The organism is Leptothrix cholodnii SP-6, assembly GCF_000019785.1.
Classification (GTDB): Bacteria; Pseudomonadota; Gammaproteobacteria; order Burkholderiales; family Burkholderiaceae_C; genus Sphaerotilus; species Sphaerotilus cholodnii.
Map to the genome: position 1 here is coordinate 2,455,155 of NC_010524.1, position 22,906 is coordinate 2,478,060.

General features: G+C 66.3%; 38 protein-coding genes. 19 read left to right on the forward strand and 19 right to left on the reverse strand.

Annotation, left to right across the window (positions count from 1 at the left end; genetic code table 11):
- Window positions 1-153: 153 nt before the first annotated feature.
- From LCHO_RS11260 to LCHO_RS11340, 19 genes are all read right to left on the reverse strand, one after another.
- Window positions 154-1,836, reverse strand: a complete 1,683-nt coding sequence (locus LCHO_RS11260; protein WP_012347275.1) for a hypothetical protein — start codon at window positions 1,834-1,836, stop codon at window positions 154-156.
- Window positions 1,833-2,054: a hypothetical protein gene (locus LCHO_RS23390; RefSeq protein ID WP_012347276.1), complete on the reverse strand. Its 222-nt coding sequence runs from the start codon at window positions 2,052-2,054 to the stop codon at window positions 1,833-1,835. Before LCHO_RS23390 ends, LCHO_RS11260 begins: the two co-directional genes overlap by 4 nt.
- Entirely contained in the window at window positions 2,051-2,623 is a 573-nt protein-coding gene (locus tag LCHO_RS11265) for a DUF3486 family protein (protein ID WP_012347277.1), read from the reverse strand. The genes LCHO_RS23390 and LCHO_RS11265 overlap by 4 nt, the downstream gene beginning before the upstream one ends.
- Before the next feature lie 3 nt (window positions 2,624-2,626).
- Window positions 2,627-2,932, reverse strand: coding sequence for a VpaChn25_0724 family phage protein (locus tag LCHO_RS11270; protein ID WP_012347278.1), 306 nt, complete (start codon window positions 2,930-2,932; stop codon window positions 2,627-2,629).
- On the reverse strand, window positions 2,929-3,282 hold the full coding sequence (locus LCHO_RS11275) for a hypothetical protein (protein WP_012347279.1): 354 nt from the start codon (window positions 3,280-3,282) through the stop codon (window positions 2,929-2,931). The genes LCHO_RS11270 and LCHO_RS11275 overlap by 4 nt, the downstream gene beginning before the upstream one ends.
- A gap of 57 nt (window positions 3,283-3,339) precedes the next feature.
- Window positions 3,340-3,771 carry a hypothetical protein gene (locus tag LCHO_RS11280; RefSeq protein ID WP_150105460.1) on the reverse strand — a complete coding sequence of 144 codons (432 nt, stop codon included), beginning with the start codon at window positions 3,769-3,771 and terminating at the stop codon, window positions 3,340-3,342.
- The gene (locus tag LCHO_RS11285) at window positions 3,704-4,723 is read right to left on the reverse strand and encodes a reverse transcriptase domain-containing protein (protein WP_012347281.1); all 1,020 of its coding nucleotides are present in this window, start codon (window positions 4,721-4,723) and stop codon (window positions 3,704-3,706) included. The genes LCHO_RS11280 and LCHO_RS11285 overlap by 68 nt, the downstream gene beginning before the upstream one ends.
- Before the next feature lie 265 nt (window positions 4,724-4,988).
- Window positions 4,989-5,414, reverse strand: a complete 426-nt coding sequence (locus tag LCHO_RS11290; RefSeq protein ID WP_012347282.1) for a four helix bundle protein — start codon at window positions 5,412-5,414, stop codon at window positions 4,989-4,991.
- A gap of 36 nt (window positions 5,415-5,450) precedes the next feature.
- Window positions 5,451-6,995: a ubiquitin-activating E1 FCCH domain-containing protein gene (locus tag LCHO_RS22150; RefSeq protein WP_012347283.1), complete on the reverse strand. Its 1,545-nt coding sequence runs from the start codon at window positions 6,993-6,995 to the stop codon at window positions 5,451-5,453.
- Window positions 6,995-7,300: a hypothetical protein gene (locus LCHO_RS11300; protein WP_012347284.1), complete on the reverse strand. Its 306-nt coding sequence runs from the start codon at window positions 7,298-7,300 to the stop codon at window positions 6,995-6,997. Before LCHO_RS11300 ends, LCHO_RS22150 begins: the two co-directional genes overlap by 1 nt.
- Window positions 7,301-7,323: 23 nt before the next feature.
- A complete protein-coding gene (locus tag LCHO_RS11305) occupies window positions 7,324-7,536 on the reverse strand; it encodes a hypothetical protein (protein ID WP_012347285.1) in 213 nt (70 codons plus the stop codon).
- Window positions 7,533-8,021: a D-Ala-D-Ala carboxypeptidase family metallohydrolase gene (locus tag LCHO_RS11310; protein WP_012347286.1), complete on the reverse strand. Its 489-nt coding sequence runs from the start codon at window positions 8,019-8,021 to the stop codon at window positions 7,533-7,535. Before LCHO_RS11310 ends, LCHO_RS11305 begins: the two co-directional genes overlap by 4 nt.
- 424 nt (window positions 8,022-8,445) lie before the next feature.
- Window positions 8,446-9,036: a hypothetical protein gene (locus LCHO_RS11315; RefSeq protein WP_012347287.1), complete on the reverse strand. Its 591-nt coding sequence runs from the start codon at window positions 9,034-9,036 to the stop codon at window positions 8,446-8,448.
- 7 nt (window positions 9,037-9,043) lie between these two features.
- Window positions 9,044-9,922, reverse strand: a complete 879-nt coding sequence (locus LCHO_RS11320; RefSeq protein ID WP_043704209.1) for a DUF4747 family protein — start codon at window positions 9,920-9,922, stop codon at window positions 9,044-9,046.
- 13 nt (window positions 9,923-9,935) lie between these two features.
- A complete protein-coding gene (locus tag LCHO_RS11325) occupies window positions 9,936-10,184 on the reverse strand; it encodes a hypothetical protein (protein WP_012347289.1) in 249 nt (82 codons plus the stop codon).
- Between the two features lie 60 nt (window positions 10,185-10,244).
- Window positions 10,245-10,571: a hypothetical protein gene (locus LCHO_RS11330; protein WP_012347290.1), complete on the reverse strand. Its 327-nt coding sequence runs from the start codon at window positions 10,569-10,571 to the stop codon at window positions 10,245-10,247.
- 55 nt (window positions 10,572-10,626) lie between these two features.
- Window positions 10,627-11,070 (reverse strand): helix-turn-helix domain-containing protein, encoded by a 444-nt coding sequence (locus tag LCHO_RS22155; RefSeq protein WP_012347291.1) that lies wholly within the window; start codon window positions 11,068-11,070, stop codon window positions 10,627-10,629.
- Window positions 11,071-11,261: 191 nt separating this feature from the next.
- The gene (locus tag LCHO_RS23710; protein ID WP_190274800.1) at window positions 11,262-11,435 is read right to left on the reverse strand and encodes a hypothetical protein; all 174 of its coding nucleotides are present in this window, start codon (window positions 11,433-11,435) and stop codon (window positions 11,262-11,264) included.
- A gap of 13 nt (window positions 11,436-11,448) precedes the next feature.
- Window positions 11,449-11,733: a hypothetical protein gene (locus tag LCHO_RS11340; RefSeq protein WP_043704216.1), complete on the reverse strand. Its 285-nt coding sequence runs from the start codon at window positions 11,731-11,733 to the stop codon at window positions 11,449-11,451.
- A 39-nt stretch (window positions 11,734-11,772) separates the two neighbouring features.
- On the opposite strand from LCHO_RS11340, the gene LCHO_RS11345 reads away from it, so the two are divergent.
- From LCHO_RS11345 to LCHO_RS11440, 19 genes are all read left to right on the forward strand, one after another.
- Window positions 11,773-12,000, forward strand: a complete 228-nt coding sequence (locus LCHO_RS11345) for a DNA-binding protein (protein WP_043704218.1) — start codon at window positions 11,773-11,775, stop codon at window positions 11,998-12,000.
- 56 nt (window positions 12,001-12,056) lie between these two features.
- On the forward strand, window positions 12,057-12,548 hold the full coding sequence (locus LCHO_RS11350) for a hypothetical protein (protein ID WP_012347293.1): 492 nt from the start codon (window positions 12,057-12,059) through the stop codon (window positions 12,546-12,548).
- A gap of 38 nt (window positions 12,549-12,586) precedes the next feature.
- Entirely contained in the window at window positions 12,587-12,961 is a 375-nt protein-coding gene (locus LCHO_RS11355) for a hypothetical protein (protein WP_012347294.1), read from the forward strand.
- Window positions 12,961-13,227 carry a hypothetical protein gene (locus LCHO_RS11360; RefSeq protein WP_012347295.1) on the forward strand — a complete coding sequence of 89 codons (267 nt, stop codon included), beginning with the start codon at window positions 12,961-12,963 and terminating at the stop codon, window positions 13,225-13,227. The genes LCHO_RS11355 and LCHO_RS11360 overlap by 1 nt, the downstream gene beginning before the upstream one ends.
- On the forward strand, window positions 13,224-13,529 hold the full coding sequence (locus LCHO_RS11365; protein WP_012347296.1) for an IclR family transcriptional regulator: 306 nt from the start codon (window positions 13,224-13,226) through the stop codon (window positions 13,527-13,529). Before LCHO_RS11360 ends, LCHO_RS11365 begins: the two co-directional genes overlap by 4 nt.
- Entirely contained in the window at window positions 13,529-13,804 is a 276-nt protein-coding gene (locus LCHO_RS11370) for a hypothetical protein (protein WP_012347297.1), read from the forward strand. The genes LCHO_RS11365 and LCHO_RS11370 overlap by 1 nt, the downstream gene beginning before the upstream one ends.
- Entirely contained in the window at window positions 13,801-14,817 is a 1,017-nt protein-coding gene (locus tag LCHO_RS22160; protein ID WP_012347298.1) for a hypothetical protein, read from the forward strand. Before LCHO_RS11370 ends, LCHO_RS22160 begins: the two co-directional genes overlap by 4 nt.
- 30 nt (window positions 14,818-14,847) lie before the next feature.
- Entirely contained in the window at window positions 14,848-16,641 is a 1,794-nt protein-coding gene (locus LCHO_RS11380) for a DDE-type integrase/transposase/recombinase (protein WP_012347299.1), read from the forward strand.
- Window positions 16,642-16,683: 42 nt separating this feature from the next.
- Window positions 16,684-17,982 (forward strand): ExeA family protein, encoded by a 1,299-nt coding sequence (locus LCHO_RS11385; protein WP_012347300.1) that lies wholly within the window; start codon window positions 16,684-16,686, stop codon window positions 17,980-17,982.
- A gap of 29 nt (window positions 17,983-18,011) precedes the next feature.
- Entirely contained in the window at window positions 18,012-18,344 is a 333-nt protein-coding gene (locus LCHO_RS11390) for a hypothetical protein (RefSeq protein WP_012347301.1), read from the forward strand.
- Window positions 18,344-18,673, forward strand: a complete 330-nt coding sequence (locus LCHO_RS11395; RefSeq protein WP_012347302.1) for a hypothetical protein — start codon at window positions 18,344-18,346, stop codon at window positions 18,671-18,673. Before LCHO_RS11390 ends, LCHO_RS11395 begins: the two co-directional genes overlap by 1 nt.
- Entirely contained in the window at window positions 18,664-19,299 is a 636-nt protein-coding gene (locus LCHO_RS22165; protein WP_012347303.1) for a hypothetical protein, read from the forward strand. Before LCHO_RS11395 ends, LCHO_RS22165 begins: the two co-directional genes overlap by 10 nt.
- Window positions 19,296-19,655: an HTH domain-containing protein gene (locus tag LCHO_RS11405; protein WP_012347304.1), complete on the forward strand. Its 360-nt coding sequence runs from the start codon at window positions 19,296-19,298 to the stop codon at window positions 19,653-19,655. Before LCHO_RS22165 ends, LCHO_RS11405 begins: the two co-directional genes overlap by 4 nt.
- A 38-nt stretch (window positions 19,656-19,693) precedes the next feature.
- A complete protein-coding gene (locus tag LCHO_RS11410) occupies window positions 19,694-19,879 on the forward strand; it encodes a DUF3164 family protein (protein WP_012347305.1) in 186 nt (61 codons plus the stop codon).
- 45 nt (window positions 19,880-19,924) lie between these two features.
- Window positions 19,925-21,108 (forward strand): IS3 family transposase gene (locus tag LCHO_RS11420; RefSeq protein ID WP_223210436.1). Its coding sequence is split into 2 segments (ribosomal slippage): window positions 19,925-20,195 and window positions 20,195-21,108, totalling 1,185 coding nucleotides; the frame shifts between segments, so codons are not numbered across the junction.
- Window positions 21,109-21,117: 9 nt separating this feature from the next.
- Window positions 21,118-21,573, forward strand: coding sequence for a DUF3164 family protein (locus LCHO_RS11425; RefSeq protein WP_012347306.1), 456 nt, complete (start codon window positions 21,118-21,120; stop codon window positions 21,571-21,573).
- Window positions 21,574-21,581: 8 nt separating this feature from the next.
- Complete coding sequence (locus LCHO_RS11430; protein WP_012347307.1) at window positions 21,582-21,839, forward strand: hypothetical protein; 258 nt, start codon at window positions 21,582-21,584, stop codon at window positions 21,837-21,839.
- 208 nt (window positions 21,840-22,047) lie between these two features.
- A complete protein-coding gene (locus LCHO_RS11435; RefSeq protein ID WP_012347308.1) occupies window positions 22,048-22,524 on the forward strand; it encodes a regulatory protein GemA in 477 nt (158 codons plus the stop codon).
- Window positions 22,521-22,883 carry a Mor transcription activator family protein gene (locus tag LCHO_RS11440; protein WP_012347309.1) on the forward strand — a complete coding sequence of 121 codons (363 nt, stop codon included), beginning with the start codon at window positions 22,521-22,523 and terminating at the stop codon, window positions 22,881-22,883. Before LCHO_RS11435 ends, LCHO_RS11440 begins: the two co-directional genes overlap by 4 nt.
- Window positions 22,884-22,906: the final 23 nt, after the last annotated feature.

Consider the following 22,906-nt stretch of genomic DNA (forward strand, 5'->3'; position numbering starts at 1 on the left):
CGGCCCTCGGTTCAGCGTTTTGGATAGAAGGCCGTTTGAGGCCGCAAAGGGCCGCAGGCATACGCAGATGGCCACTCGCCCCCATGCGGCCGCGCTGGGCCGGTTTGGATAGATTTGGACAGGGGTGTGCGCATGGGGCTGCCCGACCCGGCGCTAGAAGCCGCGCACCCAGCCTGCCGACGACACGAAATCGCCGTCATCCGCCTTGCCGCCCCACTCTTCGACCTTGGATGGCAGCGCCATGAAGTCGATCTCGCCGGCTTCGCGCGTGAAGGCGTAGTGCGCCATGAACAGCGCAATCGCGAAGTCACCGTGCCGGCGCAGCTTGCCGCCGCCGCCGTCGGCCGCGGCCGCCTTGGCCCCGGCGCTCTGCGTGTCGGCCTTGGGCAGCTTGGGCACGCCCTGCACCAGCTTGATGGCGCGCAGGTCATCGCGCAGCGCATCGTCGCGGGGGATGTCGACCAGCGTGGCGTCCTGCAGGCCGGCCTTGAGCTTGGGCATGTGCGCCAGGTAGAAGCCGTCGGACAGCTTCACCTGCTCGACCATCTGCGTGCCGTAGCGCTGCGCCGCGGCCTCGGCCAGCGCCGCACCGTTGCCGGTGGCATCCATCGCGCCACCACGGAAGCGCGGCAGGCCATCGATCAGCGCGAACAGGATCTGCTGCTGCGATGAGAACGGGCAGTTGGCCAGCTCGACCACCAGGCGCACGTACTCGACCAGGTCGAGGTCTTCATGCAGCACCGTGATCACGCTCTGGTCACGGTTGCGGGCGAAGTCGTTGCCGAACACATGGCGCAGCGACTTGTTCAGGCGCGCCAGGTGCGGGGTGATGTTCTCGGCAATCCAGCCGGCAATGGCGAAGCGCCGCACATCCTCGGGCAGGTAGGCAAAGCCGTCGTCCCACTTGCCGCGGATCAGCACCGGTCCGGTGGGGTTGGTGCTCGACCAGGCGGGCACCATGCGCTGGCTGATCAGCGCCAGGCTCAGGTAGGCGCCGCCGCTCTGGCTAGGGATCACGTCGAGCTCTTCGGCCGCGTCGTCGCCGTACATGGCGCGCGCTTCGGTCGACCACTTGTCTTGGCCGGCCTGCGTCCAGGCCAGACCCTTGCGTAGGCAAACGCGGCGATACAAGCCGGCATCGACAGCCTGGTCGAAGGTGACGCGATGCACCGTGGCCACCTCGGCAGATCCACGCTTGCCGGCACGCACCTCCTCGATCAACGAGTTGAACGGGTTCTCGACGCCATCGTGGGTGCTGATGATCCGCACCTTGTCGCCCCACAGGAGCATGGCCATCGCAGCCTTGATCAGGCCGGCCAGCTCGGGTGCGAACGAGGCTTCGTCGATCACGATCACGCCCTGCTTGCCGCGCAGGTTGGTCGGACGCGAGCTGAGCGCCAGGATGCGCCGCCCCGTGGCCGGGAACGTGACTTCGAAGGTCTTGATGTAGCGCCGGCCCTTCTCGGGGTCGACATCGTCTTCGTAGATGCCCTCGCCGATCTGGCTGGCCACGTACGAGAAAGCCTTTGCCCACATGGCCACAGCCTCGATGTACTCGCGGGCCATGTCCTGGTTGGCGGAGATGTAGAAGACGTTGCTGCCGCCTTCGGCCGACGCGATCAGCACGTCGTCGGCCGCTTCGCACCAGGTCAACCCGGTGCGGCGGCTCTTCTCCATGACCTTGAGCTGCGCCTCATCGGCGATCCAGGCCTGTTGATACGCCATGAGCACCGGCGGCGGCGCGTCGACCTTTTCGCTGCCAGCGGGAATGTGGTCAAGCCGGTCGAGTGCCGTGCCGACGTCGACGACCAGGCCGTGGATGACCTCGTCGCTCATGCCGCACCTCGCATGTGGCGATCGAAGGCGATGAGCATCTGCAAGCGATTGCTCTTGCCGCTTTTGCGCAACGCGTCGCCGGCCTGCACCTCGATGGTCTTGACCGACACATCGCGCAGTCGCGCCGCACCCTTGTTGCAGCCGGTGTCGATGACGGCCTGCACCGCTGCCGCTTGGCCTGGCGAAAGCCCCCAGGGCGGATTGACGGGCTCGCTCACGCCGTCACCCTCTTCGTGATCCCCAGGATCTGCTCCCGGATCTCCTTCACCTGCGCGGCCTGCAGCCCGCCGGTCTTGGCGATCTTGGCCACCGCGTCGGCGGCCTCCTTGGCCTTGGTCTCGACCTCACGGCGCCAGCGGCGTTGCTTCACGCTGGCTTCGGTCAGGCGGGTGGCGGCCTTGGCGGCTTCGCCCATCATCCCGAGCCGGGCGATCGGGTCTTCTTCGCTCTCGGCTTCGCGGGCCTTCATCAGGCAGTCGAACATGTCGCTGCTGATCAGGGCCATCAGCGCCTCGCCGCGTGCGTCGCCATCGTCGCGGCTGCTCTCGGCGATCAGCTTGGCCGCCTCGGTCGACGCCTTGATGCTCTCCTGGGCCCGCTTGATCTTGAGCGACTCGGCACCCACGGCGCTCTTGCCGATGTACATCGCAATGCCGGCTTCCTGCAGCATCGCCTGCAGCTGGTCGGTCACGCCGTGGATGTCGCCAAACGAGCGCTTCACCAGCGTGGCGTGCAGCCAGGCGCGGATCTCTTCGGGCAGCTGGGCGATCTTGCCGACGGGGGGCATGGCTCAGGTCCCCGGCTGCGGTTGCGCCACGCCCGGGCACTTGGCGCGCCCGCTGGACACGTCGAGCCCGCGCTCGGTGAGCGTGGTCACCCACACGCCGCTGTCGTTCACTTCGACCAGGGCCTGCTCGCTCAACCAGGTCAAATCGGCGTAGAGGCGATCCCGGCTCACCGCGTGGCCCACGGCATCGCAGTAGCGTTGGATCAGCCCCACGTTGACCCGGTACTGCGCCGCAGCGGCCAGGCATTGCAGGATCGACAGCCGGCGGTCCATCTGCTGGAACTCGGCGAATTTGGGCGTCGCACTCATAGCCGGGAATCCCTCGCGTTCAGCAGATAGGCCTCGATCCGGTTGAGCTGCACGCGCATGGTCGACATGCTCTCGACCAGGCCGGCGGTCTGCGCCGCGCTGGCCTTGACGGTGCCCTCGAGCTCCATCAGCTCGGCCGAGGTGGGCACGTGCTTGATGTGCTCCTCCACCGTGATCACGCGGTGCGTGATGCGCGAGAGCAGCGTCAGCACTTCCGCCCGCAGCTTCGTGACCGCTTCGGCGGCGTCTTGGCCGGGCTTGCGCAGCCACACGGTCACGCCGATGGCGCCGGTGGCGAGCCACTGGATCAGGTTGATCCAGTCTTTGAATTCAGGGGGGATGGCAGGCATGCAGGCATGGTGCTGCCCGGGCTGCGGATGCGGGAGAGGAACCGGTTCAGGCGACCTCTACACCCCCAGCGCCACACGCTGCGCACGCCCCCACTCCCGGCACGCCTCCACATGCGCCTGATACCGCGCCAACTCCTCGCGCTCGCCGGCCTCGAGCTCGTACACCCCCAGCGCCGCCCCGGTGCCAATGCGCGCCAGGTACATCTCGTCGTCAGGCGAGTACATCGCCCGGATGTGATCGACCACGCGCTGACCAATCAGCTTCACATGCGGACTGGCCGCGCGAATCGCGTCTCGCTGCTCAGCAGTGAGCGGCGCCGCCTGCGCCTCGATCTGCTCGGGCTGCCCTTCCGGCAGCGTGGCCCCGTCGGGCAGGCTGACGAACGTGATGCCATCCACGGTGGCCAGCTCGGTGGCGCCATCAGGCAGCCGCAGCGCATGGGTCGTGTAGGCGTCGGTGACTTTTCGGTAGCTGATGATGGAGGGCATGGTGGTGCTCCTGCAGGTGGTTGACCATGTGGTGGTGTGATGCGGTCTTGAGGGCATGCCCGAGGCTCGACACGACGGACTGCAGATCCCCCCGCCGCGCGGCCTGGCGGAACGTGCTCAGCGCATGCTTGCGGACGAACCGGCGGCTCGCCCAGGTGCGGTAGCCGACGAAGTTGACCCCGCGGCGCGTGGGTGCCATCGTGGCCTTGCTGAGCTGCAGCCTGAGGTGATCCGCCAGGTAGTGCTCGATCGCATCACGGTGAGCGATGGCCTCGTCTCGACTCAGGTCGAGCAACAGCAAGTCGTCGACGTAGCGGCAGTAGAGCCGCACGCCCAGCTCGCGCTTGATGTAGTGGTCCAGCGGGTTGAGGTAGATCAGCGCGTGCAGCTGCGACAGCAGATTGCCGATCGGCAGGCCGACAGGCCCAGGCATCTCGGCAAACGCCATCATCAGGTCGACCAGGCGCCGGTCCTTGAGCTTGCGCTCGACCAGCGCACGCAGGATGCCGCGGTCGATCGAGTAGTAGAAGCGGCGCACGTCGAGGTGCAGCGTGTAGCTGTCGGGCCTGCTGATCTGCATGCCGTGCTGCACGTAGTCGGCAGCAGCATGGGTGCCGGCGCCGGGCCGGCAGGCAAAGCTCTGATCGATGAACGTGCGATCGAAAATGGGCTGGATGACGTTGTAGACCGCGTGCTGCACGACGCGGTCACGAAAGGCCGGCGCACTGATCTCGCGCGGCTTGGGCTCATGGACCATGAAGGTGTTGTAGGGCCGCGGCGCGTAGGTGCCGGCCTCGAGGCTCTGCGCCAGATCGCTGAGCTGGGCACCCAGGCGGCGCTCGAAGGCGTGGCAGGCGAAGCGGGCGCGCTTGCCCTTGCGGGCGTCCACATAGCCTTGGTGCAGCGCATCCAGGCAGGTGGCTTGGGCATAGAGGTTGCCGATGCGTTTCATTTTTCGAACCCGACGGAACCGTTGACGATCGCCGCCGTACGAGCAGCAGCTACTGGAAAACGGCGGGCACCACGATTTCGCCCAAGGCAGGAAGGCACCTCCCTCTGCTCCACCATCGCCACGATCGGGCGTGCGAGGTAGTGCGGAGTCGGCCCGGAGCCCCACGTTGTCGTTGGAGTTCGACCGCGCGTTGTTCCAGTTGACCGCCCACACGCCGGCCGTAGACGAGTTCGTCCAGTTCCCGCCGGCGATCGGACACAGCATCTCAAGATGCCTCCCCTGTTGCCGCAACCTGCGAGTCTTTGCGCTCGCTCTTGACCCATCCTCCGATCATTCGGCCCAGCTCATCGACCAGCCTCGAAATCGCCACGTAGCGGCGCACCGCCGAAGCCGGGCCATCATCCGGAGCCGCCTTGACTCCGCCATGAAACCCGAAGTACCCCAGGTCATTGGCCAGGCTGAGCAGCATGCGCAACTGCTCATGGCGGACGTCCAGATTCGTGAGCGTGGTCTTCTTGTGATACCGCTTCTGGCACTCGACGATCAGCGCATAGACGTCGTAGGCGGCCACCCGGATCGCCTGCGCCAGACCGTACTTCTCGGCCTTCGGGAAGTGCGCCAGGTAGACGTTCATGAGCTTCGCGAACTCGGTGAACTTGCGGTTCAGCTGTGCTTCGGAATGCAGGCTCATGTCAGACGATCCAGGCCATCGCTATCGCGCCGGCCATCAAAGATACGAGGCGGCCCGGAGCCCCACGGTGCCGTTGGAGTACGACCGCGCGTTGCTCCAGTAGACCGCCCACACGCCGGCCGTAGACGAGTACGCCCAGCCCCCGCCGGCGAGCGGACACAGCTCGTTGAGGATGAACTGGTAGTACCGGTCCTGACCAAAAGCCGAAATCCCGCTGGTGCCGATGGCGGCAGCGCTCGCCATGAGCCCCAGGTTTGCCCGAGTCCATTCGGTGCCGCTCGTGGCCGGAGAAATCACCTGCGCCGCGCCGTTGCCGTAGCGCAAATCGAAGATGGCATTCGGCGACCACGCATACGCGACCGGCGAGCTGTGAGCGGCCACGCCGGCGACGCCGAACGCATCGGTGGCCAGCGTGTTGCCGCCCGTGAGCGCCGCCGCATCGGCTGCCGTGTTGAGCGCATGCCACACGCCGGACGTGAGCGTGCCAGCGCTCGTGTAGGCGCCATAGGCGGTACCGTTGACGCCGTCGAGGGTCAGGTTGTTGGCGTCGACCACGGTGACGGTGTAGAACTTGTCGTTGAGCTGCGTCATGCCCGCGACCGACTGGATCATCACCGGCGCGCCGGTGGCGAAACCATGCGCCGCCACGGTGATCTGCACCGGGTTGGCCTGCGTGGCTGCAGTGATCGACTTGCCGCTCGCGACGCAGGTGATGCCGGGCGACACCTCCCACACGTTACCGTTCAGGTCGGCGATGCCGCAGTCCTGCCCGTTGTGGGTCGTCTTCGCGAACGGCACGCCGGAGCCGGTCTTGCCGCAGTTGAGGTACCCGTCGCCGACATAGGTGACGGCGCCGTCGTTGGCATCCTTCAACGCGTTGTTGTTGTTGCCCTTCGGGCCCGCCAGGCCGGTGGTCGAGCCATCCCACCAGGCACACCAGGCCGTGCTCGCAGACGCCTGCGCATGGGCCATCGCCAGCAGCGCGAGGGCGACATGCATGTAGCGCATGGTCGGGAAAAACCGGGCGCCACGGGTCTTGGCCGCAGCGAACGCGCCACCCAGGGTGTTGGCCGGAGCGCCGGTCAGACCCGCAAACGGCGCGTGTGCCGACGAGGCGGTCAGCGGGTTGCCGTATCGCAGGCTGGATGCCACGCCGGCGTTGTTGGAGCACTGGTACTTGTCGACGAAGAAGCCTGGCTGGATGGCCCCCGCGTTGTAGAACGCCCGCGGCAGCGCGTATCCGGCAGCCGCAGCAGCAGCCACGTCAGCGAAGGCGGAATACGGCTCGACGTCGATGCTGTTGAGCAGCCAGGTGGCATAGGTCGGGTTGGCGGCGTGACCGATGCGATACCAGAAGGCCGGCACCCACACCATCACCGAGCCGTCAGCGCACTGGTAGTTGCCGTAGTTCGGCGAGGCAGGATCCGAAGTGCCGGGCAGCAGCGCGAAGCCGGCCGGGATCGACGGGCAGATGCCGACGCCAAAGCCCTGCAGACCCTGCATGCCGATGTCGTTTGATGCGGGGGCTGATACCGGGGTGACGCCGCCGGTGAGCGGTACCCCGCGCGATGAGGCGGCCATCACGCGCGCCCACCAACCGGCGCCACCACCAACGTCGTGTTCTCGCCTGGCGCACAGACGGCAGCCAGGTGCGTGGCCGTGCCCTTGTGGAAGACCTCCCGCCACTGCGGCGGCATCAGGATCGACAGCTCCGTGGCCGCCGCATCGGCGTGACCCGCCTTGACCCAGCAGGCCGATGCGCCGGTGTTCTGCACGACGCAGTACTCACAGGCTCGGCCGAAGTCGTCGCCCGCAATCAGCGTTGCCGAGCTGACGGCGGTCACGTCGATCTGCACGCCGTCGCGTCCACTGATGGAAAGACTCATGTTTGCTCCTTGGATGGGTTGGGCTACTGGCCGGCAGGCGTGCGCCCCAGCGGCTGCGTGGTGACGACCCGCAGCGCGGCGTTCACGATCGGCAGCACGAACGCCAGCAGCGCATAGACGTTCACGGGCATCAGCGGTTGCAGCACCTGCAACTGGCTTTCGGCGGCTGCCAGGCTGAGCAGCAGCGCGTTGACGATCAGGGTGCGGCTGAGCCACCAGGGCTTGGTTTCGTTCATACGAGCCCCGCGCGGTATTGCGTGGGCACGCCCTTGGCGAACACGGCGGTCAGCACCTGGTTGCGCATCGGCGCGCCGACCTCAGCCAGGCCGACATGCACCCAGCTGCCCTCGTAGATCAGCTGGTCGAACATCAGCTTGTCGAACGACAGGCCCAACGACAGTACCCGCTCGCAAACGGCGCGCGGGCTGCCGAAGGCCGGGGCGATGAAGTCGGCAGCCAGGCCGCGCAGGTGGGCGCTCTGATTCGAGCCGCCCACGAGCTTGTTCACGGCGGGCGAGCGGTAGCCGCTCAGCACGGTGATCGGGCAGCCCAGCGCGCCGCGCAGGGTCTCGAGCCACTGGGCCGTGCGGCGCAGGTTGCGCACCTGGGTGGCCTGCGGCTCGTTGCGCAAACCGGCCCGCTCGCCCGACGGCGAAATCACCAGCTCCGAGAGCCGGAAGTGCGGGGCGAGCTGGATGTCTGGGGGTGGGGATTCGGGCATGCAGGCATCGTCGATGCCCGCACCGGTTCGGGAAAGAGGAACCGGTTCAGTGTGGGTGCAGGTGGGGGGCGCCTATCGACTGGCTGAGGCCAGCAAGCCGCGGTAGGCCGCCCAACGGCGCGGGCGGGCGCGCCATCGAAACCAACGACCACGGCAACAGGCCCCACGACATCGCACGCTCAGATTGAGCTGCCCAACCGGGCCATTGACTTCGACTTGCACACGCCTCTCCTGCGGTTATTTGAGGCGGGAGTGTGCGGGGCTTCAGCGACCGTTCATGCCGACCGAAGGCGCCCAGGGGTGGAGCTGCGTCAATTTTCACAGCCGGCCGACGGGGGAGCCCCTGGCTGTGGGGGAGCGGCGCCAACCCGATGTGCTTGAACGCGCAATGGCGCCGACGTGTCGCGGGCGGAATCTGAATCGACTACTCGACCTGCTCCGCCGATTCGCTCAACGAGCGCTGGTATTCCTCGTACATCGTGGCGATGCGAAAGATGTGCATGGTTGCAGCAAGGACCGAGGTCAACGCATACAGAAACAACCCATATCCGATCGCTCCGCCAAGTACGTTCAACGCTGGCAAAACAGCCTTGACTGCCGGTGGCCAGGCGAACTCGAACCACCACGCCTCGGCGAGGATCGCGCAGAACAAGGCAAGCACCTGCACGATGATGAAGTGGACGAACGTGGAGCAAAGACCTACATAGACGGTGTGGGTCTCCTCGCTCTCGTCGGGCTCAGCAAGCAGTTGACGAAATCGCTCATCGCCAAACCCGATGAAGATCGCAAATCCACCTAGCGTAAAACCCAGCAGGTTTGGCAGCACACCGATCGACTGCTCCCACCAACCCGCGTTGATCCACGTGTTCGACGTCGCCACCAACAACACGATCGAGAAGTGCAGGTACGGCGAACGCAGCAGCGCCTGCAATCCACCGTAGGCGCCCCAGTACCGCTTGAAAATGGTGAAGACGCCTTTGTACTGCTTGCGGGTGGGGGAGACTTCTTGGCACATGAGCCGATTATTCCGTGCCCAGAACGTCCGCAGTCCGCTTGAGCGCCAGCATGACGGTTTCGACCTCCGGATTCACAAGAACTCGCTCGATCAAAGGCCTGTCGGTTGTTGAAAGCTCCTGCTTCATGCCATTGAGGTCGTGGCCGCTGGCGGTGACCTTGCCGTTGTGGGAAGCCACTCTGGCCAGTTCCAACGTGTCCTTGTCTGGCTTGATGGATTCATTCCTCAACCCATCGAGTCTGAGAGTTTGACGGCGCACGTTTTGGGCCTTCAACTTCTTCTTCCATCGCTCTTGCTCTGCGTGTCCATCGTCCGCGTTGGGGGGAACAAGATCGATGACGATGTGCTCCAGCGAAGCCAGACTCAGGACTTCATCGAGTGCCCCTTTGTCCGGACGAACGGTGACCTCGAAGGGTGGATAGTTCAGCTCGTTGGTCAAACGGTTCAGCACTGCCTCGAAGAGCAACTTGGCGGTACTTGGCGCGAGGCTGTCCTTGCGATCCCTTGCCACGAAGTAAAGCCTGTGCACCTTCGGCCTGAAGACGAAGGGGATCCGCTGCAAATGGGGCAGCAGGTGTTCAGGAATGCTGATTTGCCGCAACTCTTTGGCCGTCGCAGCCTCGCGAGTTTCCGCATTGAACCAAGGCTCATTCGGGTCCAGCTTGAGGAAGCGATAAATCTCCCCGGTCACATCGTTTCTCGGGTCCTCTGGCTCTGCCACGTGAAGGGATCCGATCAAGGCTCCGTACACCCCTCCCACCGGTACAACCGCGCGTAGGCTGAAGGCATCGCGCATCATGGCAAGGTACCTTGCGGGCGAGTGGGGCACGCCCATCGCGATGTTCAAGCAGGCAACGCTGATCGTTCTCGTCCTGGATTTGGTCATTTGAAACCCCGTGTCAGTGTTGGCCCGCCGACGGCACCAGCCTGAGCTGCCGCGAGGCATTCAGCTGATCCAGCGTCGCATCCACGACCAGCCGCTGCGCAACCTGAGGACCGGGCGGCAGTTGGCCCGCCGCGTTGGCCAGGTCGGCCAGGAACTCCTGCGCATTCACGGCGCCGCGCTCATCCAGGTGCACGATCAGGCGCATGAGCATCCGCAGTTGGACATCGAACGTGTCACCGGCTGCCGTACTGTGATTCGACATGCTTCTCTCCCTGTTGACGCGGCGTGAACGGGCGCCGCTGACCCGGTGTCGTTGCGTTGGCTACACCTTCGGGCACCTGAACAGCACGCCGACCGCCAGATCCACGCCGAAGCCTGCGGGCGGCTCCCACACGACGTGCGTGGCCTTGGCGACCAGGCCGGCGGGCGCTTCTTCAAGGGCAGCCCTGCGTGAGTGGTAGTGCCCCGACCCGGCCCCCACGACGCCGGCACCGAAGTAGCTCTTGCCCTCGACGCGGCCCACGCGCTGGCATTCCTGGCTGGGCAAGCTGTTCGTCTGCTCGATGCCAAATCCCTCGGTCGGCAAGGCGGCACAACCCACCACGAGCGGCATCCAGACGACCAGGCCAACGACTCTCCAGACCTTCATGACTTCCCCCTGAAATCGGCCAACCCTGCAGCGAAGCGGGCGCCGCACCCCGTGGTCACTCCGCTTTCGCCTTGCGCGTCTTGCGCGCCGGCCCGCCCATGTTGAACGTCTGCGGCGAGTGAATGCCGCCCTCGACCTGCTGGCCGATGCCACCGGCCACGTGCACGGTGATGCCACCGTGCTTGACCGTCTTGGCCGCCGGAGCAGGCACACGCGTCACGGCTGATGGCTTCGCGGCCGCCGGCATCTCTCCCGTGGCCAACGCCGCCAGCACCGCCTGGCGCACCTTGATGTCGGCCAGCCGGTAGAGCGCCAGCAGGCGCTGCTCGTCGGCACTCGGCGCGTTTTCAGGGCGCTTGCCGGTGAGGACGTAGAGCACATCGACCCCTGATGCAGCAGCACGGCCAAGCACCGACGCGCCCGGCTCAGCGCCAGCCTCGTACTTCGCCCACATCTCGCGGCGAATCGACAACGCGTCCGCCACCTGTTGCTGGGTCATGTCGAGGCGCGTTCGCTCTTCCGCGAGTCGCTGACCTCGTTGTGCATCAACAGACACAAATTCTCCTTGACTATTGTGCACCCAAATGCACACAATCACACCATCGACACCAAACACACACCACTTGAGGACAAGAAGACATGCCCAGCAAGAAGCTCCCTCAGCCCGCCCAGGCGGACACGAATAACGGTTCAGAAAACGGTCTGCGCGAGTTCCTTCGCCCGACCGCCAATCGCCTGCTGCCGCGCATCCCGGCCGGGCTGCAGGTTGCCCTGGTGATGGCGCACACCGACGATGGCATCGAGGGCTGGCAGGTCCGCATTGAGGCCATCGATCCCGAGATGACGGCCGCAGATTTCGCGCAACGGGTGGCCGTCTTCATGGCCGCTTTTCCGGCAAGGGAACGCCCGGCATTTGCCACTGATCGTCCCGTAATTGGAGGGTCGCGGCCAGCGAGTGCAGCAGATCAACCAGCGCCGCCCGCGCCTCTTGCTGGGCAACCGGGCTCTCCATCTGCAACCGAAGCGCCCGCTGCGCCAGAGGCGTCAGGACCTGGGTCACGTCAATGACGCAGGCGTGGTGCAACTCAGCGGCCAGAGCCACAGCGAACTGCGCAACCGCCTCGATCCGCCCCCTGAGTGCCTCGACGTCTTCTGTGTCCATTGCCTGACCTCCACCAATTCACACCATTTTGCCCGCGCCATGAAGCCAAAGCTGAAGACCGCTACTGAGGCCCGTGCCGAGTTCGAGCACAAAGGCCTGTCGATCGCCGCCTGGAGCCGCGCCAACGGCCTGCACCAGAGCCTCGTCTACGAAATCCTGGCCGGGCGCAAGAAGTGCCACCGCGGCAAGAGCCACAAGGCCGCCGTGCTGCTGGGCATGAAGGCCGGCGAGATCGTTGACCAAGACCCGTTGAAGCAAGCCGCCTGACCCAGAGCGTGCGCCTTGTTCGCCCGTCGATCTATCCCCCAAAAGTAGGAACCGTGATGACCCACCACATCCCCCAACGGCCGAGTCGACGCGCCATCGAGCGTGTGCTAGCCGGCATCTGCACCAGCCTGGTCTCGACCCTGGCGATCGTGCTGGGTTCGTGCGTGGCGCCGCAGTCGGCACACGCGGCTGAGCCCGTCACGGTGGGCCTGCACCTCGCCACGGCGCACACCGCAGGTGGCTACAACCCGGTCAACCCCGGCCTCTACATCCGCACCGCCCGCGGCCTGACGCTGGGCATCTACCGCAACAGCATGCGCGCCACCAGCGCCTATGCGGCCTACACGCACGAGTGGCTCGGCGGCCACCTGGCGCTGACCGCCGGCGCCGTGACCGGCTATGCCGCGCTGCCCGTCGCCCCGCTGCTGGTGCCCAGCGTGCGCCTCGACCTGGTCGACGGCTTCAGCGCCCGCCTGGCCTACCTGCCCAAGCCACCGCACTACGGCGGCAGCGCCGGCCTGCACCTGAGCGTCGAGCGCAGCTTCTGACCCCCATCCACCCCCAACCACCAACCCAAGGAAGCGCCATGAACCAACTGCACGTCGGCAGCCACTCGCCCGCGCCGATGCCCCCCCTGCGCCTGCTCGGCCAGCGGCACCTCGGCACCCATGCCGATCTGACCCAGGCCCTGCTGGCCCTGGTGGGTCACGTGTCCGAGCTCAACACCCAGCACACAGACGCCAATCGGCAGCGCGGCGTCACGCAACGGCAGCTGGATCGCCAGAAGACGATGGCCCTGGCCCTGCTGGTGATGCTGCTCGAGGACATGCGGCCGGGCCTGGGCATGCTGATGGAGCGCCTGGTGATGCCCGATGACGTGATCGATGCATCGGACGATGACCTCGATCTGCACGAGGCGGTCACGGTGCCTGCCCCCTTGTCACCGCTGGCGGGGCTGTGATGGCCGGCACATCCACCCCCAACCCCACCACCGCGGCTGCTGCCGAGATCGTGGACCGCCTGCTCAAGGACGCCTTCGCACACGGCGACCCGCGCAGCCCGGAATACCACCGTGGCGCCCGCGCCGCCCTGGAGCGCCGGCTGATGGGCCGGCAAGTGCTCAACCCCTACGCGATGGGCAACGCACGGGCCGATGCGTTCTGGGCCGGCGTCGACCGCGGCAACGCGATCTGGGTGCGCCACGTTGAAGGGGACCTGACGGCATGAGCACGGCCTACACCCACGAGGGCCAGCAGCGAATCCTGCGCCTGGTGATGCTGCTGGCCGGCCACGAGATCACCGGCCTGGCGCCGGCCGACATCGCCAAGCAGCAGCAGTGCAACGCAAGCGCCGTCACGCGCGACCTGGCCAACCTGGCCGAGGCCGGCTTTGCCGAGCTGGTGCCCGAGACGGGCCGCTGGCGTCTGGCACCGCAGGTGGTGCAGATCGCCATCCGGCACATGACGGCACTCGACCGCGCGCAGGCGCGGCTTGATGAGATCCGCGGTCGATTCAGCCGGAGCGTGTGATGGACCTGCAATCTTTCTTCCAACACACGGTGGAGTCCGCTGCGGTACGGCGCTCCGTGGCATTGAAGTTTCAGAACGTGGCCGTTGCCCTGCAGGCCACCTCCTACAGCGACGGCATCAATCGCCTGATGCCCCACGGCAGTACCGCCGACAAGGTGGCCTACCTGAACAGCCTGAAAGACCTCTTCGCCACTGTGCTGGATCGCATGGCGGACCAGGTCGAGTACGAAGCGCTTGAGCAGGCCCTCATCAACAAACTGAAAGACGAGCAATGAAACAACCCGAAGACAACAAGACCATCGACCTGCTCACCCCGCAGCGCGGCCGCAAGCCGCTGACATCGACCGAGCCGGTGACCGATGTGATCACCGCCGCAACGGCAGCCGCCTACAGCCGTGCGGCCAGTCAGGTGGTAGCGCTCGACAACGCCGTCAGCGCCGAACAGATCGACTTCAGCCAGTGGGTTGGTGAGCGGCTGGGGCGCAAGAAGACCGCTGACCTGATCAAGAAAATTGCTGACGTCAGCGATTTGCTTGAGCTGCAACAGATCAAGGAGTCCAGGAAATACAAGGACTTGCGTGTTTCCGTCGGCGGAAAACTGCTGACCGTCAGCACTTGGGATGATTTCTGCACCACCGTCGTGGGCCGTTCGCGGCAGCACGTTGACGATGACCTGCTGAACCTCAAGACCTTCGGGGCCGAGTTCCTGGAGATGACCCAGAACTACGGCCTGGGCTACCGGCAAATGCGTGAAATGCGCGCAATCCCGATGGACCAGCAGGCCGAGCTGATCGAGGCGGCAAAGGCCGGCGACAAGCAGACGCTGCTGGACGTGGCCGAAAGCCTGATCGAACGCCACGCTCGAGACAAGGCCGAGGCTGCACGCCAACTTGAAGAGGCCTCCCAGGTTGCAGACGCCCGGAAACGCCTGCTCGACGAGAAGAACACCCAGTTCGACACGCTCAAGGAGAGGCTGCACCGGCCCTACAAGCCGAGCAAGGAGGCCGCAGCACGCACTGCCGCCGAGAAGCTGATGCTCGATGACCTGCACAAGGGCGCGATCGACGCCAACGGGGGCATGAACCGCATCGTCGAGGTCATGACCGACATGGCCGGCGCCGACGTGAGCGAGAGCTGCCGCCTGGCCGCGCACAACGACCTGATCTGGCTGGGCCAGCGCCTGGCCGAAGTGATGCGTGCGCATGCGATCGCCTTCGACCTCGAGGCCGAGGTGGTGCCGAGCTGGGTGCGGGAGCACGCCGGCAAGTTGAAGGCCGTTCAGTCCTGAGCCACCGGCTCGACCTCCTAGAAGAAAACCATGAACGCAGCCGAGTGGGAACTGATGCTCAAGGCCCGGGACATGCTGGTGAACGCACCTCATGGCGCCAAGGCCGAGGTGACGGCGCGCGCCGCGCAACTGCTCGGCTGCAGCACCGCCACCGTGTACCGCAAGCTGGAGAAGGCAGGCTTGGACCTGGGCCGCAAGCGGCGCTCTGATTCGGGCAGCAGCGCCGTGAGCCAGGACGATCTGCGGCTGATCAGCGCCACGCTGCTGGCCAGCCGGCGCGACAACGAGAAGCAGCTGTGGTCAGGCAAGCGTGCCGTGAACGCCCTGCGCGCCAACGGCCTGATCAGCACCGAACTGAGTTCGGGCCGCCTGCTGACCAAGCTGCGCGACCACCACCTGCACGTCGAGCAGATGAGCCAGCCGCGCAACGCCACGCCGATGCAGACGCCGCATCCGAACTTCCTGTGGCAGATCGACTCGTCGACCTCGGTGCTCTACAAGGACAAGACCGGGCGCATGCGGTCGATGTCGACCGACGAGTTCTACAAGAACAAGCCGGCGAACTTTGCCAAGGTCATCAACGACCTGGTCACCCGCTACCTGGCGGTGGACCATGCCAGCGGCAACTTCAAGGGCCGCTACTACATGGGCGGCGAGTCGGCCGAGAACCTGATCGACTTCGTCATCTACTGCATCACCAAGCAGGGCGACAGCCCCATGCACGGGGTGCCGCTGCACATCTACACCGACCAGGGCTCGGGCAACAAGGCCGGACTGTGGATCAACTTCGCCAAGAACTTGGGCGTGAAGCTGCTTCGCCACGAGCCGGGCCGCGCCAACGCCACCGGCTCGGTGGAAAAGCACGGCGACATCTGGGAGCGCAATTTCGAAGGCGGCTTCCCCTTCATGGACCCGGACACCATCACGCTGGACTGGCTCAACGTGGCCGGGCCGAAGTGGGCCGCCGTGCACTGCGCCACCGAGCTGCACACCCGCCACCGCATGACGCGTGACAGCGCCTGGTTGCTGATCAAGGAAGGCGAGCTGCGCATTCCGCACTCGGTGGAGTTGCTGCGCGAGCTGGCCTTTGCCGAGCCGATGACACGCCGCGTGAGCAACACGCTGACCATCAGCGTGAAGATCAAAGGCTTCGACGCACAGACCTACAGCTTGCGCGACGTGCCTGGCGCATCGGCGGGCGTCAAGGTAACGCTGACCGTCAACGCGTACCGCGCGCCGGCCATCGACGTGCACGAGGTGGATGCGGCGGGCCAGACCGTGCTGCACACCGTGGCGCCGGAGATCGTCAACCAGTTCGGTTTCCCGATCGATGCACCCACGCTGGGCCAGAGCTTCCGCCCGGCTGCCTATTCGCAGGCCGAGCACCAGCGCAACGAGTTGCTGCGCGAAACCTACCGCCAGGTCGACGACAAGGGTCAGCCCGCCGCGCTGCCCACGCTGGAAGAGGCCCAGAAGCTGCGCAAGAAGCACGCGCAGGCGATGGGCGGGCGCATCGACCCGATGGCCGACATCGACCAGGCCGAGCTTCCCACCTACATGCCGCGCCGCGGCACTGAACTCGAGGCCACGTCGCGCCGAGTGGTGGCCGTGGTGCTGACGGCCGTCGAGGCCTGCAAGCGCCTCAAGCCGATCCTGGGCGAGCGCTACAGCCCGCAGGTCTACGGCTGGATCACACAACGATTTCCGGAAGGGGTGCCCGAGGACCAGCTGGCGGGCATTGCCAGTCAGTTCGCCGCGGCACCCGAACAAACCGACACCAGCACGCAGCCGACCGGCTTGCGCGTGGTGGCCGGGGGCGGCTGATCACCGCCTGACAGCACATCACAACATCAACAGGACGCAAGGATGGACGCAACTCTTCTGACCCCCGAGGTGCCCGATGTGGCGCCTCAGCTCCCGCCGCGACGGCTGGGCGTGCTGCATGTGGCCGGTGTGGCGCACGACGTCTACACGCTGGCCGAGATGGCCGTGCTGCTGCGCGTGAGCCTGAGCGATGCCGCACGCAGCATCAAGCTGCCCCGAACGACGGTCTACCGGCTGTTCAACCTCGGCGAGTGGCCCACGCGCATGAGCGACGAGATGCTGAAGGTGACGGCCAACCGGCTGATCCTGCTGTTCAACAACCGCGGCGGCAAGCGGCCCGAGGTCGCTCGCATCGTGCGCGCCACGCTGCCCGGCGCCCTGGTCATCGAGCTCGATGACGAATCCGAAGACACCCCCGACACCAAGAAGGACGAACCCATGCTGATGGCCAAGCAGACCCTGAGCCCCGCCGCGCGCAAGGCTTTCACGTTGTTCACCAACCCGTTCGACGGCGAGGTGATCGACGACACGCAGATGTTCACCAACGGCGAGATTGCCTATGTCCGCGAGGCCTGCATGCAGGCCGCCACCGGCGGGCGCTTCGTGGCCGTGGTGTCGGAGTCCGGCGGCGGCAAGACCACGATGCTCGGCGACCTGGAAGCACGCATCCAGCGCGACCGCAAGCCGGTCATCGTGATCAAGCCCTGGGTGCTGGGCATGGAGGACAACGACACCAAGGGCAAGACGCTGAAGTCGACCGACATCCTGGCCAGCGTGGTCACCACGCTCGACCAGCTGGCCAGCCTGAAGCAGACCCTGCAAGGCCGCAGCAACCAGGCCAAGGATCTGCTGGTCAAGAGCGCCGAGGCCGGCTACAGCCACCTGCTGGTGATCGAGGAGGCGCACAGCCTGCCCGAGGCCACGCTCAAGCACCTGAAGCGCCTGCACGAGATGCGCCTGGGCCGCAAGCCGCTGCTGGGCATCCTGCTGTTGGGCCAGACCGAGCTGGCCCTGAAGCTCGACCCGCGCCGCGCCAGCCTGCGTGAAGTGACGCAGCGTTGCGAGGTGGTGCACCTGCTGCCGCTCGACGGCGATCTGCGCGCCTACCTCGAGCACCGCGCCCGCGCCGCAGGCCGCGAGCTGGGCGACTTCATCGATCAGTCGGGCGTCGACGAGTTGCGCACGCGGCTGACGATCACCCGGCCGGCCTCGGGCGGCAAGACCGCCGCCACCAGCCTGCTGTATCCGCTGGCCGTCAACAACCTGGTCACCGCCGCGCTGAACGTGGCTGCCGACCTGGGCGTGCCCGTCATCAACCGCGACGTCGTGCGCGCGGTCTGAGCCCCCCGTCATCCCATCAGGAGCAGAGCATGAAAGACGAACGGAAACTGTTCATGGACCTGGCCACAGACGACCGGCGCGCCGTGCGCCGCAATGCCGCGCAGATGCTGGTAGCCGTGCTGCTCGCATCTGGCGCATGGGCACTGGCCGCGCACATGGCCGAGATGCAGCAAGACGAGCTCGAGCAGGTGCGGCACGAGGTACGCATGGCCGTGCACGCCAAGGCCGCCATCGAGGCCCAGCAGGCGGCGCAGTCGTACTGGGTGCCGCGCGTGGCCGTCGCCTATGCCCAGGGCGCACGCGACGAGTGCGAGCGCCAGCGCATGGCCAATGGCAGCCACCTGCCGTGCGGAGGTCAGTGATGGCGCGCCGCAAAGTCGAGCCAGGCGCATTCATCCCGCGTTCGATGCGCAGCGCGTCAGACGGCGCCGGTGTGACCGCATCCGGCTGCCGGGTGGTGATCCCCGAGGGCGTCAAGGTGACGGTGTACCAACGCCCGCCGTCTGACCCGAACCGCATCGACATGATGGCTGGCAACTGCCCGCCCGACCGCTTCGTGCCGCGCGCCGGCTCGCAGGATCACCTGGCGTGCCCCAGCCGCAATGGCAATCAACGGGTCTACCGCACGTCGGTGCCGGCGTCGCCTGCGCCCGAGGGCTGGACGGATGGCGAGGAGCCGTCATGCGCCTGAAGTGCCCGAGCTGCAATGCCGAGATGGACCTCGACGTGCTGCTGGCCCACGAGGAGGGCCGCCACGTGCTGGCCCAGCTGCTGCAGATGGGCGTGCCGATGGGGGCGCTGCTGATGCGCTACATCGGCATGTTCCGCCCGGGCAAGCGGGCGCTGGCGATGAGCCGCACGCTGGCCCTGCTGAGCGAGCTCTGGCCCGACATGACGCGCGGCGCCATCACCCGCAAGGGCCGCGACTGGGCCACCACGCCGGCGCAGTGGCAGCAGGCGATCGAGCAGGTGATGGCGGCGCGCGACAAGGGCAACCTGACGCTGCCGCTCACGAGCCACGGCTATCTCTACGAAGTGCTGCTCGGCCTGGTCGACAAGGCCGAGTCGCATGCCGAGCGCGAGCGTGAGGCCGGCCAGCGCGGCCGGGCACACACCGCCGGCGGCACCGCGCTGGGTGACGTGATGGCCGACATGGATCGAGCCCTCGGACGCGCATCAAAAGCCGTTGAAGCGCTTGCCGCAGCGGCCCCTGCGCCTGCACCCGGCCCCAGCCGCTACGCCCAGAAGCTGCGCGCAGAGATCGCCGCCAAGAAGGCGGTTCCGACCGTTCCCACCGAGAGCAACCCGACACCATGACAACGACCGCCGCTCGCCAGAAGCCCGCCCTCAAGGCGCCCGACTGCACATCCCTGCTGCAGGCGATGGCCCAGCACCAGGGCGCCGGCCGCGGCATCAGCGCCGCCGAGCTGGCCACGCGCCTGGGCCTGACCCGCCGCATCTTGCGCAAGCGCATCAGCGAGGCCCGCTGCCAGGGCTTCCTGGTGTGCGGCCACCCTAAGACGGGCTATTTCATGGCGACCACGGCGGACGAACTGCGCATGGCGACGGCCTTTCTCGAACACCGGGCCCTGCACAGCCTTCTGCTGCTCAGCCGCATGCGCGGCGTTGGCATGCCGGAGCTGCTGGGCCAACTCAAGCTCAACCAGGCTTAACCCGATCCGATCCGACTCAACTCGACAAGGAGTTTTCAGTGACCGAAACCACCATCCCCACCATTCCCGCCGGCTACAAGCAAGACGCCAAGGGCCGCCTCGTGCCCGAAGGCCAGATCAAGCCCGTCGACCTGATGCGCGACCAGCTGGTGCACGACATCGCCGACGGGGCCAAGAACCTGTCGGCCATCCTGGCCACGTTCAAGCGCATTGTCATGGTCTAATTTTCCCGGACACCTCGATAGGTGGAATCCACCTGGACGAGGAACATGAGCAAGAGAGAACGAAGGACATTCAACGCGGAATTCAAGCTGCAAGTGGTGCAGATGATTCGCGAGCAGGGCTTGAGCGTGGGCGACGTCTGCCGCGACATGAAGCTCGGCGAGACGGCCGTGCGGCGATGGCTGGCGCAAGCCGATGAAGAGGCTGCAGGCCGCCCCGGCATTGGCAAACCGCTCACCGCCGAGCAGCAACGCATCCGCCAGCTTGAGGCCGAGAACAAGCAACTGCGCGGCGACGTCGACATCTTAAAAAAAGCATCGGCCTTCTTTGCCCGCGAGCTTCGATGAGCTACCAGTTCGTCGAGCAACTGCACAAGAAGGCCGTCACCGTCGAGCGTCTATGCCGCGTGCTGGGCGTCAGCCGTTCGGGCTACTACGGTGCCCGTCAGCGCGCCAAGCTCGCGCCCAAGGCCTGCTTGGTCAGCACGCAATTGAAGGCCGAGTTCGCCGCCAGCGGCCGCGTCTATGGCAGCCGTCGCCTGTGCGCAGTGCTGCGCGCTCGGGGGCTGGGCATCGGGCGCCACCGGGTGCGACGTTTGATGCGCGAGAACAGGTTGCGGGCCCTGTGGCGACGCAAGTTCATGCACACCACCGACAGCGGTCATGCGCTGCCCGTCTCTGACAACCTGCTGGCACGGCGCTTCAATCCGAGCCGCCCCAACCAGGCCTGGGTGAGCGACATCACCTACATCCGCACGCGCAGCGGCTGGCTGTACCTGGCCGTGGTGCTGGACCTGTACGCCCGCAAGGTCGTGGGCTGGGCGATGGCGCCGACGATGCATGCCGAGTTGGTGTGCGCAGCGCTGCAACTGGCCATTGCGCAGCGCCAACCCGCGCCAGGGCTGATTGTTCATTCCGACCGAGGCAGCCAGTACGCCAGCGCGTTGCATCAGGCGCTGCTGGCGCGCCACGGCCTGGTCGGCAGCATGAGCCGCAAGGGCAACTGCTGGGACAACGCGGTGATGGAACGCTTCTTCCTGAGCCTCAAGACCGAGCGGGTCTGGCAGCGCGACTACGCCAACCATGCCGAGGCCATGACCGACATCGCCGACTACATCGTGGGCTTCTACAACAGCGTGCGGCTGCACTCCAAACTGGGCAACCTGCCACCCAATGCCTTCGAGCAGCAATCGGCAATCAAACAACCTATCGTGGTGTCCGAAAAAACTTGACCAGCACACATGGCGTTCGCCGACATCGCCGCCTTCATCGAGACCAGCGCCGAGGAGTACGGCGCCAAGCTGCGCGGCGCCAAGGGCAACACGGTGCTGTACACCTTCGATGGCCGCTTCAAAGTCGAGCGCCGCTTCGCCGACAACATCACCTTCGACGAGCGCCTGGCCGCGGCGAAAGCGCTCATCGATGAGTGCATCACCGAGTGGAGCCAGGGCAGCCGCGACGAGATCAAGACGCTGATCAACGATGCGTTCCGTGTCGACCAGCAGGGCCAGGTGAGCACAACGCGCGTGCTCGGCCTGCGCCGCCTGAACATCGTCCACCCGACCTGGAGCCGCGCGATGGAGGCCATCAGCGACAGCGTGCAGGTGGTCGGATCGAGCAGCTACGTGCGCGTCTACGAGCGCATCGGCGACAGCGACCAATACCGCCAGATTCCGCTCGATCTGGCGTCGGTGTGAGGCCCGCCATGACCACCGCTACCCCCGCACCGGCACTCCCCGAAGTGCACCTGCAGATCAACAACAGCGGCGCCTGGAAGACGCTGGCCGTCGTGGGCCTGAACAGCATGGAGCGCTGCCGCGGCGCGGTCGACGTGCTGTGCCTGGCTGACAAGCGCCAGCAGCTCGCCCGGCGTCCGACGTATCGGCTGGCCATCGCCGGCCAGGGCGGCCTGTTCGAGGTGCTCGAGTACCGCCACCCCGCGAACGGCTGGTACCAAGCATGAATTCAACGCGCAGCTGGACGCCTGGGGCGCGTCAGTCCGGCGGCTGTCAGCGGAGGGTGCGCCTACTCAAAACCACCGCAGTCATCGTGAGAGACCACCTGCAGCCTCCTTTCTGCAAGTGGAAGGCCCGTCGAACGGCTGCCCCACAGCGATGACCGCTTACGCCGGGTGTGCGCAACACCCGGCACTTTCTTTTCTGGACCCCGAAATGCCCGCACACGTCAACGCCGACACCCGCCGCCTCGACCTGGCCCGCATCCACATGCTCAAGGCCGAACTCGGCTGGGACGAAGACCTGTACCGCGACGTGATGGCCACCGTGTGCGGTGGCATTCGCTCATCTGCGCAGCTCGACATCACCGGCCGCCAGCGCCTGCTGGCGCACATGCAGGCGTGCAAGTCCCGCGACCTGGTCAAGGTGCCCGGCAAGGCCCCCGCGAAGGCTGCACGCAAGCCGCTGTCGGCCGCCGGCAAGAAGCTCTGGAGCCTGTGGATGCAGGCCGCCGACAAGGGCATGGTGCAGCACCGCAGCATGGCTGCGCTGAACACCTGGGTGCAGCGCCAGACGGGCGTGGAGCGCATCGAGTGGCTCAAGGGCGCGCAGGCGGATCTGGCGATCGAGAGCCTGAAGAAGTGGGTGGCGCGCAAGCCAGATGCTTTCGCAACTGAAGGAGATCGAGCGTGAGAAAGGGCAAGCCGAAGCCGGCCGAGATCATCGGCCGCCTGGTCGACATCGGTGTCGAGCGGCTGGTTGCCGATGCAGGCATCGACGCCGACATGGCCCGCACGATCATTCGCGAGGTGGCGCACATTTTCTTCAGCGAGTACGGCGGCAACGAGATCTATTTCCCGAAGGATCTGGCGTTTCCGCTCTATCGGCGCGATGTGGCGATCTGGCGCGAATTCACCGGCACCAACGGCTGGGAATTGGCCCGGCGCCACGGCCTGAGCGAGCGGCAGATTCGCTACATCTGCGAGGCGATGCGCAAGCAGGCCGTGCGGCTGAACCAGCTGGAGTTGCCGGGGCTGGATGAGCCTGATTGAAGATCGACACGCCAGCAGAAAGC